We start from the raw sequence: 17717 nt of genomic DNA on the forward strand, positions 1-17717 counted from the left end.
ATGAGCAAATTAGAAAACAAAGTAGCGGTAATTACCGGTGCTTCAAAAGGAATAGGCGCAGCTATCGCCAAACACTATGCGGCGGCAGGCGCAAAGGTCATAGTTAATTATGCCTCCAGTAAAGAAGGTGCTGATAAAGTGATAAAAGAAATAATCAACAGTGGCGGCATAGCCATTGCAGTTCAGGGTGATGTATCTGACAAAGCTGATGTAACCAGGTTGTTCCAAACGGCGAAGACAGCTTTTGGCAATGTGGATATTTTAGTCAATAATGCAGTCTCGCAAGGATACGCACCAATTGAACAGATATCAGTGGAGGCTTTTCATCAGAGCTTTAACGTTAATGTGCTGGGGCCAATCCTGACTATCCAGGAAGCGCTGAAACATTTCGGCGATAAGGGCGGAAATATCATCAATATTAGTTCGGGTGCCAGTAAATATCCACTCCCGAATGCCTCCTTATATTCGTCAACCAAAGCAGCACTCGATGCTTTCACCATCGCTTTATCAAAAGAACTGGGTGCGAAAAACGTTCGTATCAACTCTATATTGCCGGGTGCTACGGATACAGAAGGCGCAGCCAGCGCAGGCGTTACTGCCGGTAGTGAATACGAAAAGATGTTTGTTGAAAAAACACCGCTTGGCCGCAGAGGAAGGCCCGAAGATATTGCCAAAGCCGCCGTATTCCTGGCTTCCGATGATGCCGCCTGGATCACAGGAGAGCAAATTTCCGTTTCGGGTGGTATGTATGGTTTTTAAATCAAAAAATGAAATATAAAGGGACGGAATTATTTGACAGCGGTGATTTCTTCAAAACACACTAAAATAATGGTTTCTAAAATATAGGTTTTTATTAAATCCCTGTTTTAGAAAAAACAGGGATTTTTTGTTGCTTCAAATAACTTCACTAATTATCTTTTAATCTTGCTGCACAATACAAATCACCTATAGAAGAGTTCGAGCTTTATAGTCTAAGGACACTACGATTAAGTCAAGATTAAAAGTCAAAAAGGCCTTTAGATTAAAATCTGACTTTTTTTGCTTTTAAATATCTTGATTTAGCTTTGATCAGGCCTGAAGCCCATAACTAACGATAATTACCGGATTTCTTGCGTCAAGGAAAAAACATAGCGAATGAAAAAAGAGACGAACTGTGTCTGCGTGCTGTTTTATGCTAACAAAAAGCGGCCGAAACAGTTACTTTTGCGGTATAAATAAAATTTCGGCGGGAGATCATAATTTCGGCCGGGCACTTGATCTCTATACAGTCATGCAAACACTTGAACAATTAAAAAACGGCGAACTTAAAGGTGCCGTTTCCTTAAAGCTGGCAGAGGGACTTTCGCACTTTCCGCAGGCGATATTTGAGCTGGCGGATACGTTAGAGATGCTTGATCTTTCTGATAACGCTTTAAGTGAATTGCCCGCCGATTTTGGCCGGTTAAAAAAGTTGAAGATCTTATTCTGTTCGGAAAATTTGTTTACTGCTTTACCCGAAGTTCTGGCTGATTGCCCCATTTTAGATATCGTGGGTTTTAAATCAAACCGGATAGAAACAGTGTCGGCTAAGGCGCTTAATCCTAACATTCGTTGGTTGATACTTACCAATAACAGGGTAACAACGCTACCCGCTCAAATAGGAAATTGCACCCGTATGCAAAAGCTGATGCTTGCCGGTAACAGGTTAAAGGAGCTGCCTGCCGAGCTCCAAAATTGTCGCAATTTATCGCTTTTGCGCATTTCTGCCAACCAGTTAAGCGAGCTTCCGCGGTGGTTGTTGAGTATGCCCAAGCTTTCCTGGCTGGCATTTTCTGGTAATTTATTTAACATAAAGCCCCAAATAGCCACGATGAACTCTATTGATCACCTGGAACTGGAGTGGGGACACCAACTTGGCGAAGGCGCGTCGGGCATTATATCCAAAGCCCGGTGGCGAAGCAATGATGACGACAAGGAAGTAGCCGTCAAAATATTTAAAGGGGCCGTTACCAGCGACGGGCTTCCGGAAGACGAGATGCTCTGCTACATAGCCTCGGGTAGCCATTACGGACTTGTAAAATTGCTCGGGAAGATATCGGCACATCCGGAGGGAAAACAAGGTTTGGTGATGGAATTAATACCAGAGCGATTTTTTAACCTGGGTAACCCGCCCAGCTTTGCCAGCTGTACCCGCGATGTTTTTAAAGAGGGCATGATTCTTTCTGCACAACAGGTTATAAAAATCGCGTCAACCATAGCGTCTTTAGCAGCACAATTGCATAGCCATGGTGTTATGCATGGTGACTTGTATGCGCATAACACCTTGATAGACGAAGAAGGAAACACGCTGTTTGGTGATTTTGGCGCGTCTGGCTTTTACGACAGATCGGACATCGAATTGGCTGATGCCCTGGAACGGATAGAGGTAAGTGCTTATGGTCACTTACTGGACGACTTGCTAAGTTTGTGTAAAGAAGCCGACACTGACCCGGCTTTATTAAAATTAGCCGCCTTAAGAGATCATTGTGTAGCCCAGAATGTATCAAACCGCCCAAGGTTTCAGGATTTGGTAGTGGCACAGGTTTAAGTATTTTTAGAAGGTAATAACCTGTATCCGGTGGATGAATAATTATTATATTAGTTCATCAAATATTCCACGCTATTTTACAAATAAAACTAAACCAATCAATATGAAAAAAGTAACAGGCATTGGCGGCGTATTTTTTAAATGCAATAATCCCAAAGGTATGAACGACTGGTATGCCAAAAATCTGGGATTGCCTCAAACCGAATACGGAACAACGTTTGAGTGGCGCCAAGCTGATAATCCGGAAAAAGAGGGATCAACCTCGTGGTGCACTTTTCCGCAGGATACCAAATATTTCAATCCTTCCGAAAAACCTTTCATGATCAATTACCGCGTAGAAAATCTGGCTGCACTGATTGACGAACTAAAAAAGGAAAACGTAACCATTGTGGATGAAATTGCCGAGTACGATTATGGAAAATTTGTTCATATACTCGATCCGGAAGACAACATCATTGAGCTTTGGGAACCGGCAGATGAGTAGGCGCTGATTTCCAAATCCGAAACAGTATTTGAAAAGCCTTTAGATTTAATCTGAAGGTTTTTTGTTGGTTAGTTTTTTTGCAGTGGTATTAAAAGATTTATCTGTTTAAAAAACTCAGCCATCTTTTTTAATTGTGGGTCATTAAATGGTGCATTCACAAAGCTGTGGGTCCTTTTGTCAGTAGTAATTACATAACTCAAATCGTGGCCATCAAGGTATGAACGGAAACCAGTGGTTTGTACTTTGTCAAAATCAAATAAGCTAAAAGATTCTTTTAATCTACTCCAGGTAGATAATGAATTGATGATATCAATCTTCCCTCTATCCCCCCAATATTTAATGGAATCTTTAGTAATTGTTAAGGTATAAGAACCGCCCTGTTCTGCTCCGTTATATGAACATTGTATTTGCAAAATCTGTTCCTCATATATCTTGGTCGCACTATATATTATTGAATCATTTTGAAAATAAACATTTTTAATACTTGAATAGTTATCATGTACCGATGATATTTCATTCATATAAACTATGTGGTCATTTTTGAAGTAGGAGGTATTTACGCTTTGATTGATCTTTATTATTTTGAGTACTTTCCGGGACATTTGATTCCTAATGGCATATTCTTTTTTACTATAGATACTGTATTTCTGAAACTCAGTATTATCAAATAAACTAGTGGAAGAAAGCGTTGGGTTTTTGTCCACCTGATTAATATAGAGGTCAATACCGGCTACCATGTTGGCCGTATTAGATAACGATAAATTGGCTTGCCTTTGACAAAAGCCATAGGAGTAAGATAGTATTAAAAATAAAACTATTGTAAGTGCTTTCAATTTTTGATAATTCACTGCATTTTTCTCTAATGATGCAACTGGAGTTATTTTTCCATAAATATATCTCGAGTATGGCGAATAAATTTAGTCTTCGTCAATGTTGGTGTTGTCACCAACATTTTACTGCTTAGTCGATGATCATAAGTTGTTGGTGACAACACCAACAACGGCGAGGATGATGTAATCCGCTCCTGAACTTATGCTTTGGCTTTCCCATCCTCCTTCACTTGGGGGATAAAACCAGGAACACCTGTGTGCACCACCGGGTTTAAACGCTGCCTGGTTTGGATGCGGTTGATTTCATCAAAAGCATCTTCGGGCAGGGGCGAGATGTCAAAATTTTCGCGTGCCCGATCGGCGGTTTTGGGAGTGGTCAATATGGCTGTGCCACGTTGTACGGCCCAGGCCAATAATACCTGGGCTGGTGTTTTTTCAACCCGTGCGGCAATGGACAAAATAACCGGATCTTCAAGCAGTCCCGGCCTCATACCGTGGCCCAGTGGTGCAAAAGCTAAAAACACAATGCCCTTTTCCTTACAATATTCCAGGAGCTCTGTTTCGGGCAGATACGGATGCGATTCAATCTGCACCGCGGCGGGTTTAATCCTCGCCGCCTCATAAAGGGGGATCAGATCTTTTAGAGTAATGTCAGACAATCCAATGGCCCGGCATTTGCCGCCATCTACCAAACGTTCCATCGCCCGCCAGGTATCGAGTAAAGTCACCCCGCGGTCGTAAATAACATTGCCGTTTTCATCCCGCGGGTCCTGATTGTCGCCCGGTTGAAACGCGTACGGGGTATGGATAAGATAGAGATCGATGTAGTCGAGCCGGAGTCTTTTCAGGCTCGCTTCAAAAGCCGGTTCTACGCGCTCGGGCCGGTGGTTGGTGTTCCACAATTTGGTGGTAACAAAAATATCTTCGCGGGCAATGTTCCCGGCGGCAAGTCCTGCCTGCAATGCCTCGCCCACTTCGTTTTCGTTGCGGTATCTTTCCGCGGCATCAAAATGCCTGAACCCGGCTGCCAGTGCCTCTTTGGTTGCGCTTATGGTTAAAGCCGGATCGGGGATCAGCGTACCAAACCCGAGGGACGGCATATGGATGGGGTTATTGGGTGTTTTCATGATATAGTTTGTTATGGTTTTCTTTTTTGGCGATTACGTTTCGTTGTTGTATAACAAAGTACGACAGGAATTTCCGGATACCTGCGTGACCTATATCACATTCGAATGGAAGCTGGATTGATGTGCAAATGGGCTGATTCAGCAGGTCTACTTTTTTAATACATACGTCATTGCGAGGAGGAACGACGTGGCAATCCCCCACTTACAGAGCTGCCCTGCTAATCGGGGATTGCCACGCTATCGCTCGCCATGACGTGCGGAGAAAGACATTCCCCTCTATGCGCGAAGCGGAGAGAGGGGTGACGAGCGCAGCGATGTCGGGGTGAGTTGATACCGCGAATTTCGCCCATGCCCCAACGAAGTTCATCAGCAACAGACCAATTTGTTGATATTTATTTTCTAACTTGCCAACGTTCTTTTATATACCATCAACCGGAAAAAACATTACCTAATTTTGAATTGACCAGGGAATTGTTCTGTCTCCAGGACAGGGCTCTGAACATTTTTCCCGGGAGCGATGTATTATGAACTAAAGAACGTTTAAAGAAGAAGCATTTTTCGAAAAGTTTACCATGCAGACTAATAACTTTAAATCTCCGGGTCAAAAGTTCCGGGAGGCCCAGCAAAATGAAAAGCCATTACAAATTATTGGCGCTATCAATGCCAATCATGCTTTATTAGCCCAACAGGCAGGTTTTAACGCTATTTACCTATCAGGCGGCGGTGTGGCAGCCGGGTCATTGGGCATTCCCGATCTGGGGATTACCACCCTGGAGGATGTATTGATCGATATTCAGCGCATCACCAATGTGTGCGATCTGCCGCTGTTGGTAGATGTGGACACCGGCTTTGGCCCTTCTGCTTTTAATATTGCCCGTACCGTAAAATCACTGATCAAAGCCGGTGCCGCCGCTTTGCATATCGAAGACCAGGTAGGTGCTAAACGTTGCGGACATCGCCCGGGTAAGGAGATCGTGAGTAAAGAGGAAATGGTTGATCGCTTAAAAGCCGCGGCGGATGCCCGTACAGATGAACATTTTGTGATTGGTGCCCGGACCGATGCTTTTGCCGGCGAAGGATTAGAAAAAACTCTGGAACGCGCTGTGGCTTACAAAGAAGCAGGCGCCGACTTCATTTTTGCCGAAGCCGTGCCCGATCTGAGCTATTACCGCAAATTTGTGGAAGCCACAGGCATCCCGGTATTGGCTAATATTACAGAGTTTGGCATGATCCCCATGTATACCGTTGAGGAGCTTGGCCAGGCCGGTGTGGAGTTAATCCTTTACCCGTTGTCGGCATTTCGTGCAGCCAATAAAGCGGCTCAAAATGTGTATGAACATATCCGGAAGGATGGTACGCAAAAAAATGTACTGAATACGATGCAAACCCGCGAAGAGTTGTACAAAAGCATCGGTTACCATGATTATGAACAAAAATTAGATAACCTTTTTAAGAAGAACCAGGATGGAAAGTAATACCGAAAGTACGTTCAAACCTAAAAAGAGTGTGGCGCTGTCCGGCGTTGTTGCGGGCAACACAGCCCTATGCAGTGTGGGCAAAAGCGGTAACGATTTGCATTACCGGGGCTACAATATCCTTGACCTGGCCGAAAAGGCGGAGTTTGAAGAAGTGGCCTATCTGCTTATTTACGGCGCGCTGCCCAATCAATCGCAACTGGTCAATTATAAAGCAAAACTAAAGTCGCTAAGGGGTTTACCCATCGCGGTAAAAAATATTTTGCAGCAGATACCCGCCGCCGCGCATCCTATGGATGTACTGCGTTCGGCCGTTTCTGCTTTGGGGACTGTTCTGCCCGAAAAAGACGACCATAATCTTCCGGGAGCCCGGGATATTGCCGATAAGCTGTTGGCCTGTTTAAGTTCGGCATTGCTGTACTGGTATCACTACGCCCATAACGGCAAAACCATCGAGGTTGAAACTGATGACGATTCCATTGGCGCGCATTTTCTGCACCTGTTGCACGGCGAAAAACCATCCGGGGCATGGGAAAGGGCCATGCAGGTTTCTTTGAACCTGTATGCCGAGCATGAATTCAACGCCTCTACCTTCACCAGCAGGGTGATAGCGGGAACCGGATCCGATATCTACTCGGCTGTTACCGGGGCTATCGGCGCGCTGCGGGGACCGAAACATGGCGGAGCCAACGAGGTAGCTTATGATATTCAAAGCCGCTATAGCACGCCCGATGAGGCCGAGGAGGATATCCGTAAACGTTTAGCCAATAAAGAGGTGATCATCGGTTTTGGTCACCCGGTATATACCATCTCTGATCCGCGAAATGTGGTGATCAAAAAGGTAGCCAAAGAGCTTTCGGAAGAGTCGGGAGATATGCAGTTATACAACATTGCCGAGCGCCTGGAAACACTGATGTGGAACGAGAAAAAGATGTTCCCCAATCTCGATTGGTTCTCCGCGGTATCGTACCATTTAATGGGCGTACCTACGCTGATGTTTACGCCGCTTTTTGTGGTATCGAGGGTTACCGGATGGAGCGCGCATATCATCGAACAACGGCAGGACGGCAAGATCATCCGCCCGAGCGCCAATTATACCGGACCCGATAATAAAGAATTCGTTCCCCTGAACAAAAGAAAATAGTCCCGGGAAGAACAGGAAATATGAACAATATTTGCACAAAAGTGGGTTTACACTTTTTTATCATATTTTTTATTAATACATTGATTATCAATAAATTAAGCCTGTGTTAACCCAAAAAAGTGTAAACCATGTAAACCCACTTTTCTGCTGAAAAAGGGGTTTAATCCCCGGAGGGAAGTTTAAATAATATCATCAAAAAAATCTGAAATAATAATGTCAGCCCATATCTCCAACGAAAGACCACAGCCGGATAAAGTACTAACCGACATTGTGGACTATGCCTTAAACTACGAAATTAAAAATGACCTGGCCTGGAAAACGGCCCACTACTGCCTGCTGGATACCTTAGGCTGCGGTCTGGAAGCTTTAACTTACCCGGCCTGTACCAAATTACTGGGCCCAATTATACCCGGAACCATAGTACCCAACGGCGCGAAAGTCCCCGGAACCCAGTTTCAGCTCGACCCTGTGCAGGCGGCCTTTAATATAGGCGCTATTATTCGCTGGTTGGATTTTAACGATACCTGGCTGGCAGCCGAGTGGGGGCACCCTTCGGACAATCTGGGTGGTATTTTGGCCACTGCCGACTGGCTTTCCAGAACAGCCGTTGCTAATGGAAAATCCCCGTTGCTGATGAAAGATGTGCTGGATGCCATGATCAAAGCGCACGAGATACAGGGGGTACTGGCCCTGGAAAACTCCTTTAATAAAGTAGGGCTCGACCACGTATTTTTAGTGAAAGTAGCTTCTGTTGCCGTTGTCGGAAAACTGATCGGGCTTACCCGCGATGAGCTGATCAACGCGGTATCATTGGCCTTTGTCGATGGGCAGTCATTGCGTACCTATCGTCATTCGCCTAATACCGGTAGTCGTAAATCATGGGCCGCTGGTGATGCTACTTCAAGAGCGGTAAGGCTGGCGCTCATCGCCAAAACCGGCGAAATGGGTTACCCGTCGGTACTTACCGCTAAAACCTGGGGTTTTTATGATGTTTCCTTTAAAGGGAATGAGTTTAAATTCCAGCGCGACTATGGCTCTTATGTGATGGAGAACGTGTTGTTTAAGATTTCGTTCCCGGCCGAGTTCCATTCCCAAACTGCGGTAGAAGCGGCCATGACCCTGCATGAGCACCTGAAGGCGGCGGGCAAAACAACAGACGATATCAAGAAGATTACTATACGCACCCACGAAGCGGCTATCCGCATTATTGATAAAAAAGGCGCACTGAATAACCCTGCCGACAGGGATCATTGCATCCAATATATGATTGCCGTACCATTAATTTATGGAAGGCTGACAGCCTCCGATTATGAAGACAATATCGCTGCCGACAGCCGGATTGATATACTGCGTGATAAAATGACCTGTGTGGAAGATCCGCAGTTTACCAAAGATTACCACGACCCGGAAAAACGCTCCATAGCTAATGCTTTAACCGTAGAATTTAATGACGGCCAAATACTCGATGAAGTAGTGGTGGAATATCCTATCGGCCACAAACGCAGGCGCGAAGAGGGCATCCCGAAACTGATAGAAAAATTCAAGATTAACCTGGCCCGGATATTTACCGGAAAACAGCAACAGAGCATTTTAAATGCATCATTAGATTTCCAAAAGCTGGCGGATACCCCGGTAAATGAATTTGTAGATTTGATGGTAGTATAACGTAATATCAATCGCAATAAAACATTATTCAAAAGCCTTTAGATATCAATCTGAAGGCTTTTTTGTTGAATTTCTTTTCTAATGAAGGGAGGCGGGCACAAACGTTCGGAAGAAATAAAGAGAGCTGTCATTTCGAACGAGGAACGAGGAGAAATCTTATACGATTTGCAAATGGGCCTTTTATACTGTAGAAGATTTCTCTTTCGCACAACGCTCGTTCCTTCCCTTGCTCTATCGAAATGACAATTTTTATATAAGTATTCATTTCTTCCGAATACTTATACTGATAACAGCAGCTATAAGAATTTAAAGATGCGGATCAAAGCTAAGTTTTACACCGTAGGGCGAAACCGCGGGATGATCAAGATAGTTGAACCTTTTGATCACATCTATTCTTAAAAATTTGAAAATATTCCCTATGCCAACACCCCCTTCAGTGTACGGTGTATTGCCCAATGAAAAAGTGCCGTTTGCTCCGTTTGCAGCTGCCGGGAATTGATACAGATCTTTTGAAAACAGCGGATTGTTTTCGTTACGTAAACCTCCATACAATACTTTAAAGGAAAGATATTCCCTCCATTTTAAATGCTGTATCAGCGGTATTTTGTTCAGGATAAAGCCGCTAAAACTGTGCGTAAAGTTAAGGCCTACGTAATGGTCGCTCACAAATTCAAGGTAGTTCATTTTGTTATACGCATCGGGGTCGTAGGCTATGGATTGATTGGCCCGCAGAATGCTCAATAACGGGAATGGCACTTTTCCGGTGGTAACACTCCCCAATAAGGTAATATCGGAGTAGCCTAACTGGGAAAGGAAAAAGCGCTTGTAAATATTGGCGGTAATATTGTTATAGGTATATGAGCTGTTAAGTACATCTTTAAACGCGTGCCTTATCTGCAGGTTCAGGATCGGGTACCGGCTACGGATCGTATGCCGTACTTCCGTACCCTGTATTATTTGTTCATGCGGCGCGTACCGCAGGTTCAGCTCCACCTCGCTGGTAGTTAAATTATATATGCTATGATTATCGGCGTTATTCGATCTGAACTCCAATGTACCTGCCGGTTGCTGGTTCCAGTTTCTGAGCGCGATGTTAAAAGAGAAATGATTTTCAAAATCCCTTACATAAGCAACTGTATACGTTTTGTTATATAACCAATAGTCCGTTTTGCCTGTAGTGAAGGATGTAAGCGCGGCCTGTTCAGGAATAACGGTGAGGCTTTGCCCGGGGAGGTCGGCATCGTAGCGATAACTTACTTTAAAATAATCGCGGGGGTATCGAAATGGGGATACCTGGTTGAGCGAAAAATAAGTGTTAAGGTTATATTTAACCTGTTTATCCTTAAAGCCATAAGCGATGTGATCTTCCAGATAAATGGTCTTATTAAATTGGGGTGTTGTTCTTCCGCCTGCCTGGAGCCGGGCACCCTCCTGTGAGTCATACGCGAAAGTAGAGCCCAGGGGCCCAAGCTGTACCGGTCCGATATTGGCATAGCCGCCGGTAAGTGTCGAAGCGATCCAGGTGGTTCTTTTAAAGGAGGGCATCTTCTCCAGCCGGGTAATATGCGCGTATACTGTAGCCTGCTGTTGGGTCAATGTATCTGGCCGGTGGCGGGCCCAGTAATTGGTGTCGGCCTGGTTGGAATTTGCAGCAATCTGCAGACTTTTTCCATTATAAAAGGCATCGGGTTGCGGGGCGTTTAATTTATAATTGGAAAATACGGCGGTGCGTTCACCAAGTATCCCGAACCCTTTATTCTTTAAAAGACCAAAATCGGCCCTGACTGTGCTTTTTACCAGAAAATAGCGACCCGAATCCTGCTTAAAATCCTGCTGGATCCTGAGGCTGCGCATAAAGTTGATGTTGATCTCTTTATTTACATTCAATTCGCATGATTTAACGGCATAACTACCATCCATCGTAACATATAATTTGCCTTCAAACAAAAGATCGCCTTTGTTGCGTGGGGTAAAGCTGATCTCTATCAATTTTTCAGCGGTTGTTTTAATGGTATCGGTGATAAAAAATTTATAAAAGTCTGGGGAATGGTTGGCGATAGGGCTCAGGAACTGACGGTTGATAACAAAGATGTTATTGGAATATATATCGATACTATTGCCATAAAGCCGGTTGACATAAATATCGAGCCCGGCGGTATCTATAAATTTGATAATGTTGGTTTGTTTTTGAGCATTAAGGATCTGGATAGATTTTGAAGGATCTTTGCGGTAATAGTTTTGAAACATTTTTTCGCTGAAAAATACGGGCAGGGTAGTCTGCGTTCGGCCATTTACTTTTGAGGTGGTATCCAGCATAAATTTGTATTTGCTAAAAAAACGGCCGTTCAGGAATTTATTTGACAGGTTAAAAACAGAAAGACCGATACGCTCATACAAATCATATTGCAGGTAGTTTGAGCTTTGCATACGGTTCCGTTCCTTGTGGTCAATAACCTGCTGAATGAGTTCAACGGCGGGATTTCCTTTATTACGGTACCGGTTTTTTTTTCCCGATATAACTTTGACCTCTTTTAGCTGGTTTTCGGCATACCTGAGTTTAACAGATATGCTATTGATCTGCCCGGGATTAATTTTTCTGTTTTCCGGCATGTACCCCATAGATGAAAAAGATACCTGATTAAAAGAGCCGGGCGCGCTTAATAAATAATTGCCATGATTATCGGAGCTTGTACTGTGATTGCTGCCGGTAAAATTGATGCGGACAAAAGGAAGTGGGGCTCCTGACAAGGCATCAGTAATGCGCCCGCTTACCTGTGTAACCCCGCTATTGTTTTGCTGCGCAGATACACTTAACGAAATAAAAATCAAATATAAAAAGCTTAGTTTCTTATATTTATAAACGCTTTGCAACGAGGTAATAGCCCGTATTTTAGGGGGCAATCGAATAAGCGGATCCCAAAAAGAAAATGCCAACTGAATAAATAATTTATTGATAAAAAATAAAGTTGGTATTTATGCCGTCATTCAGGTGCGTTTAAAATTTAGCCCTAATTTAATACTTAAATCCGTATTAGCCTTATGCTTTAACATATTTAACAAATGGCGCCGCTTCAATTGATTTTGGCCGCGTGGGTTTACTTGTTTAGCGGCAACCTAAAAAACGATATAGAAATAATACTAATTTCCCCACTACCTTAAGTATTACATTTATCTTTATCTTCATATAATAATATAAAATAATAAAATCCAGATTAATGGCCTTCCCTTTTTATAAGCAACCCGATCAAATGGATTGTGGTCCTACCTGTATGCGGATGATCGCGAAACATTATGGCCGTAATTTCACCGTACAAACGTTAAGGCGGCTTTGTGAGATCAACAAAGAAGGCGTTTCCTTATTGGGTATTAGCGATGCTGCCGAGAAAATTGGTTTTAGGTCAATGGGGGTTAAGATCAATGCCGCACAGCTAAAAGAGGCGGAGCTGCCCTGTATCCTGCACTGGCGGCAAAATCATTTTGTGGTATTATATAAGATTAAAAATCATAAATACTACCTGGCCGACCCAGCCGATGGATTGATAACCCTAAGCGAAGAAGATTTTAAACGCAATTGGGAAAGTGACACAGAAACCATGGAGGGCATCGCCCTGTTGCTTTCGCCTACTCCGCAGTTTTATGAACAGGAGGATGAAAAGGGGAGTGAAGTGAGGTGGTCGTTCCTGTTACGATATCTCATTACTTACCGCAGGTTGGTTGTTCAGCTGCTATTTGGCCTGGGTATCGGCAGTTTATTGCAGCTCATCGCGCCTTTTTTAACACAGTCTATTGTTGATATTGGCATTAATACCCGCAATCTTAATTTTATTTATATCATCCTGTTTGCGCAAACGGCGCTCATTATAGGCCGGGTTAGTGTTGATTTTATCCGGTCGTGGATCCTGCTGCATATCAGTACCCGGGTTAACGTTTCTATCCTTACCGATTTTTTGATCAAGCTGATGAAACTGCCCATGAGCTTTTTTGATACCAAAATGACCGGCGATATCCTGCAGCGCATGAGTGATCAAAAAAGGATTGAAAGCTTTTTAACAGGCTCTACACTAAGCACACTGTTCTCGATGTTTAACCTGCTTATTTTTTCGATAGTGCTGGCTTATTACAATGCCACTATATTTTTTGTTTTCGCGGTCAGCAGTGCTTTGTATACCGCATGGATCGTGATTTTTTTAAAACGGCGCAGAGCGCTGAATTACAAAAGTTTTGAAATTTCGGCCAAAAACCAGAGCAGCATTGTGCAGCTGATAAGCGGTATGCAGGAAATTAAACTGAACAATTGCGAGCAGCAAAAACGCTGGGAGTGGGAACATATCCAGGCCCGGTTATTTAAGTTCAGTGTTAAAACATTGGCGCTTAATCAATATCAGCAGGGCGGCGCTACCTTTATTAACGAAGGCAAAAACATACTGATCACTTTTTTAAGCGCCCAGGCGGTAATCACCGGTAACCTCACTTTAGGGGCCATGGTTGCGGTGCAATACATTGTTGGGCAGTTAAGCAGTCCTATTGAACAATTATTAGGCTTTATCCAGGGCTTCCAGGATGCCAAGATCAGCCTGGAACGTTTGAACGAAATTCACCAGATGGAGGATGAGGAGCCCGTTGATAAGGAATGGAGCCATGCCCTGCCCGAAAATAAAAGTTTATCCCTCAGTAATCTTACTTTCCGTTATCCCGGTGCCGGAAATGAGCCGGTGTTGGAAAATATAGATATAGTTATTCCCCAGGGCAAAACCACGGCTATAGTGGGCATGAGCGGTAGCGGAAAAACAACCATATTAAAACTGCTTTTGCGTTTTTACGAACCTCAAAAAGGAGAAATTAAAGTAGGTGGCCAGCAAATAAGTAATATAGGTTTTAAAACCTGGCGCAGCGGCTGCGGTGTGGTTATGCAGGATGGCTTTATTTTTTCAGATACCATAGAACGTAACATTGCCGTGGGTGATGACTATCCGGATAAAACCAAATTGAGGAATGCCATAAAGATCGCCAATATCCAGGATTTTATTGATGGCCTGCCATTGGGGCTCAATACCAAAATAGGGGCCGAAGGAAACGGTATTAGCCAGGGGCAACGCCAGCGGATGCTGATAGCCCGCGCTGTTTATAAAGACCCACATTATATATTTTTTGATGAGGCTACCAACGCATTAGATGCCAATAATGAAAGGGTGATCATGGATAACCTGGATGAGTTTTTTGAAGGACGTACCGTGGTTATTGTTGCGCACCGGTTAAGTACGGTGAGCAATGCCGATAATATTATTGTATTGGATAGAGGGCGTATCATTGAGCAGGGAACGCATCAGGAGTTAACCGCGCTTAAAGGCGACTACTATAAATTAGTTAAAAATCAACTGGAGCTGGGCGCATGAGATTAGATGTGTCTGAATCAGAATTTATAGAATTTAAAGAATTTTCATGATACTTTCCGTAAATTCTGATTTAGCCAATTGTTTTAAATCCATTTTATTAATTCTAAAATTCTGTAAATTCTGATTCAGACAATTATGCCGGTAACATATATTAATAATAACGGACAGGAGAGGCATACAGATGATATGCAGGATATTATTACCACGGTGCCTTCATGGATATTGCGCTGGGGCATTACCTTGTTTTTTGGCATCCTGGTACTGATCGTATCCCTGTCGGCATTGGTAAAATATCCGGATATTGTTAAAACACAACTTAAAGTAGAATCACCAAATTCGCCAAAACCCGTAGTTGCCAAAGTACCTGGTAAACTGATCAGGCTTTTGGTAAAAGAAAATACTACGGTTGTTGCAGGCCAGGCATTGGCCTATCTGGAAAGCACGGGCGATCATGACAAGATCTGGCGACTGGCTGCAAATTTAAAGAGTCTGCAAACCCAGGTGCTGCAAAATAAACCCATTAGCGCGGTGCTTTTTTCACAATCAGATAATATCCAGTTAGGCGAGCTGCAATCGGCCTATCAAACTTTTTACCAGGAGTATTTGAATTATAAATCGGCTGTTAATGATGGGTTTTATTTAAAGAAGAGAGCGTTTTTGCAAAATGATCTTCTGGCACTTACTCAGCAAACACAGCAGCTCAATCAGCAAAAACAGATACAGCAGCGCAATTTTGCTATAGCCGACGATGATTATCAGATGCATAAAAAGCTGGAGAAAGAAAAGGTAGAAACCCCGGCCGAACTCAGGCAGCAGGAAAGTAAATACCTGGCCCAAAAAGAACCCCTTGTACAAACAGAATCGGCCCTGATCACCGCGAATAATAACTATGCCGCTAAACAAAAAGATATACTGGAGTTGGATAACCAGATCAGGGAAGAAAAAGCCAAATTCCTGCAGGCGCTCAACAGCCTGATCAGCCAGGCCGAAGATTGGAAAAGCAAGTATATTTTAACCGCCCCCCAGGCAGGTAAATTATCCTATGCCGGTATTGTTCAGGAAAACCAGGTACTTAGCACCGGGCAGGAAGTTTTTAACATAAACCCGGGCAACGAAGCCTTTTTTGGTCAAATGGCTATCCCCCAGGATAACATGGGTAAGGTTAAAGAAGGACAGGAGGTATTGGTAAAATTAAAAAGCTACCCGTTTGAAGAGTATGGCATGATCAGGGGCAGAATCAGCTATATTGCGGATGTCCCTTACAAAGACAGTGTCTTTATTTCTAAAGTGGATTTTAAAGTTAGAAGCGCGTCGGATATGAAGAAACCCATCCACCTGAAGCAAGGCATGATAGCGAGTGCGGAAATTATCACCCAGGATGCAACGATTTTACAACGGATAAGCCGGAGTGTATTTAAGGTGCTTCGGAGTAATTAGATTTTTTTAATCGCAATATGAACAATATTTTAGCTTATTGTTCATTCGTTTATATATGACTGTAAAAAAGCTTAAAAGGGTTTGCTTGCTGATCTGTTTTTTGTGCCTGGGGTTTGGCGCATCGGCTCAGCAAGTATTGCAGCCTGCAATTACCAATACCGATTGGTCAAAGCCGTTTCCGTCATTTCAAATAGCCGGTAACCTGTATTATGTGGGCACGTATGAGCTGGCTTGCTATCTTATTACTACACCCAAAGGCCATATACTCATTAATACAGGGTTGGCAGATTCGGCTCCCCTTATTAAAGCCAATATCGAAGCTTTGGGGTTCAAATTTGCAGATGTCAGGACACTCTTAACCACCCAGGCGCATTTTGACCACATGGGCGCAATGGCCGCCATAAAAAAACAAACCGGCGCCAAAATGATGGTGGACTATGGCGACGCGCCGATAGTAGCCGATGGCGGCCGTTCAGATTACTCCACCGGGGGTAGCATCAGCAATTACGCACCGGTACAGGTTGACAGGATATTGCATAACGGGGATATCATCAAATTAGGGGATATGCAATTGGTTATGCTCCATCATCCAGGGCATACTAAAGGTTCCTGTAGTTTTCTGTTTAAGGTGAAAGATCAGAAACGATCATACCGGGTGCTGATTGCTAATATGCCTACTATAGTTACCGATAAAAAATTCTCGGAGATACCCGGGTACCCCAATATTGCCAAAGATTATGCTTACACGCTGGATGCCATGAAAAAGCTGTCGTTTGATATTTGGCTGGCATCCCATGCCAGTCAGTTTGATCTTCAAGGCAAACACAAACCCGGCAGCGGTTATAATCCAGATGCATTTTTCGGTAGAAAAGACTACGATGCGGAGATGGACGATCTGCAGGGTAAATTTTTAAAGAAAGTAAAAGAATAACCGGTTGAAGCAATTAAAAATTTAGATGTCAAAATACCCAAAAGTTAAAAATCAGGAGTTAGTAGGCACATATCCTGCGTTCGTAAAATCGGGGGGTGGTTATGTTTGGGATGAGGTATTAGAATACCGGGTATGGTGCCATCCCGAGGACGGAGCTCCTGATATTGATGAAGAGGGTGACTATTATTATTTTTTTGATAACTACGAAGAGGCCCTCCAGTTTTCGGAGGACACCCAGGGAGCTGAACCTCCATTAGCGCTTATTCTGCAAGAGGAATATATAGGTGAGCCAGAGCCAGGTAAATATATACACGTGAAAGAAGAAAGGTTAACGGAGTGGCCGGTAGATTTTCTTACCCGACCAAGAAGGACCTCAAGCACTATCCCTGATTTTTTTGCTCCGGATGCCCCCGCTAATAGAATACAAATATTGCGAGGCCTTCACTGATAATTCCTACCCGACAGATAATTGACATTAATCGGATCACACCAGATGCCGCAGTGTTCTTATTCCCATTTCCAGTAGCAATTTCTATATAATGTGTTGTTTTTAAGGCTTTTCGCGATGTTGTAAATATCTAAGAAGAGCATTGAAAATCTCCCCATTTGTCATGCCTGCATAATATTATAATTAAAACGGAACGAATGTTCCGTTATGGCATATA

The 17717-nt window shown here is 43.6% G+C and carries 13 protein-coding genes; 10 read left to right on the forward strand and 3 right to left on the reverse strand.

What is annotated here, in order from left to right; all coding sequences use genetic code 11:
• The 3 genes from ACTJKG_RS04195 to ACTJKG_RS04205 all read left to right on the forward strand — a co-directional run bounded on the left by ACTJKG_RS04195 (position 1) and on the right by ACTJKG_RS04205 (position 3050).
• Positions 1-759, forward strand: a complete 759-nt coding sequence (locus ACTJKG_RS04195) for an SDR family NAD(P)-dependent oxidoreductase (protein ID WP_172334098.1) — start codon at positions 1-3, stop codon at positions 757-759.
• Between the two features lie 511 nt (positions 760-1270).
• Positions 1271-2566: a leucine-rich repeat-containing protein kinase family protein gene (locus tag ACTJKG_RS04200; protein WP_440738439.1), complete on the forward strand. Its 1296-nt coding sequence runs from the start codon at positions 1271-1273 to the stop codon at positions 2564-2566.
• Between the two features lie 103 nt (positions 2567-2669).
• A complete protein-coding gene (locus ACTJKG_RS04205; RefSeq protein ID WP_440738440.1) occupies positions 2670-3050 on the forward strand; it encodes a VOC family protein in 381 nt (126 codons plus the stop codon).
• 68 nt (positions 3051-3118) lie between these two features.
• Here the strand turns inward: ACTJKG_RS04205 and ACTJKG_RS04210 are convergent, their stop codons facing one another.
• Complete coding sequence (locus ACTJKG_RS04210) at positions 3119-3883, reverse strand: hypothetical protein (RefSeq protein WP_440738441.1); 765 nt, start codon at positions 3881-3883, stop codon at positions 3119-3121.
• Between the two features lie 197 nt (positions 3884-4080).
• The gene (locus ACTJKG_RS04215) at positions 4081-5007 is read right to left on the reverse strand and encodes an aldo/keto reductase (protein WP_440738442.1); all 927 of its coding nucleotides are present in this window, start codon (positions 5005-5007) and stop codon (positions 4081-4083) included.
• Between the two features lie 572 nt (positions 5008-5579).
• On the opposite strand from ACTJKG_RS04215, the gene prpB reads away from it, so the two are divergent.
• The 3 genes from prpB to ACTJKG_RS04230 all read left to right on the forward strand — a co-directional run bounded on the left by prpB (position 5580) and on the right by ACTJKG_RS04230 (position 9291).
• Positions 5580-6482, forward strand: coding sequence for a methylisocitrate lyase (prpB, locus tag ACTJKG_RS04220; protein ID WP_440738443.1), 903 nt, complete (start codon positions 5580-5582; stop codon positions 6480-6482).
• Positions 6472-7626: a bifunctional 2-methylcitrate synthase/citrate synthase gene (prpC, locus tag ACTJKG_RS04225; protein WP_440738444.1), complete on the forward strand. Its 1155-nt coding sequence runs from the start codon at positions 6472-6474 to the stop codon at positions 7624-7626. Before prpB ends, prpC begins: the two co-directional genes overlap by 11 nt.
• 213 nt (positions 7627-7839) lie before the next feature.
• Complete coding sequence (locus ACTJKG_RS04230) at positions 7840-9291, forward strand: bifunctional 2-methylcitrate dehydratase/aconitate hydratase (protein WP_440738445.1); 1452 nt, start codon at positions 7840-7842, stop codon at positions 9289-9291.
• A gap of 306 nt (positions 9292-9597) precedes the next feature.
• On the opposite strand, the gene ACTJKG_RS04235 is transcribed toward ACTJKG_RS04230, so the two are convergent.
• Positions 9598-12120, reverse strand: coding sequence for a DUF5686 family protein (locus ACTJKG_RS04235; protein ID WP_440738446.1), 2523 nt, complete (start codon positions 12118-12120; stop codon positions 9598-9600).
• A 386-nt stretch (positions 12121-12506) separates the two neighbouring features.
• Between ACTJKG_RS04235 and ACTJKG_RS04240 the strand changes: the two genes are divergently transcribed.
• The 4 genes from ACTJKG_RS04240 to ACTJKG_RS04255 all read left to right on the forward strand — a co-directional run bounded on the left by ACTJKG_RS04240 (position 12507) and on the right by ACTJKG_RS04255 (position 17500).
• Entirely contained in the window at positions 12507-14684 is a 2178-nt protein-coding gene (locus ACTJKG_RS04240; protein WP_440738447.1) for a peptidase domain-containing ABC transporter, read from the forward strand.
• A gap of 135 nt (positions 14685-14819) precedes the next feature.
• Positions 14820-16121: an HlyD family secretion protein gene (locus ACTJKG_RS04245; protein ID WP_172334088.1), complete on the forward strand. Its 1302-nt coding sequence runs from the start codon at positions 14820-14822 to the stop codon at positions 16119-16121.
• A gap of 55 nt (positions 16122-16176) precedes the next feature.
• A complete protein-coding gene (bla, locus tag ACTJKG_RS04250; RefSeq protein ID WP_172334087.1) occupies positions 16177-17052 on the forward strand; it encodes a subclass B3 metallo-beta-lactamase in 876 nt (291 codons plus the stop codon).
• Between the two features lie 25 nt (positions 17053-17077).
• Positions 17078-17500 (forward strand): hypothetical protein, encoded by a 423-nt coding sequence (locus ACTJKG_RS04255; protein ID WP_440738448.1) that lies wholly within the window; start codon positions 17078-17080, stop codon positions 17498-17500.
• The last annotated feature ends 217 nt before the right edge of the window (positions 17501-17717 follow it).

Source organism: Mucilaginibacter sp. 22184, assembly GCF_052045695.1.
Taxonomy (GTDB): Bacteria; Bacteroidota; Bacteroidia; order Sphingobacteriales; family Sphingobacteriaceae; genus Mucilaginibacter.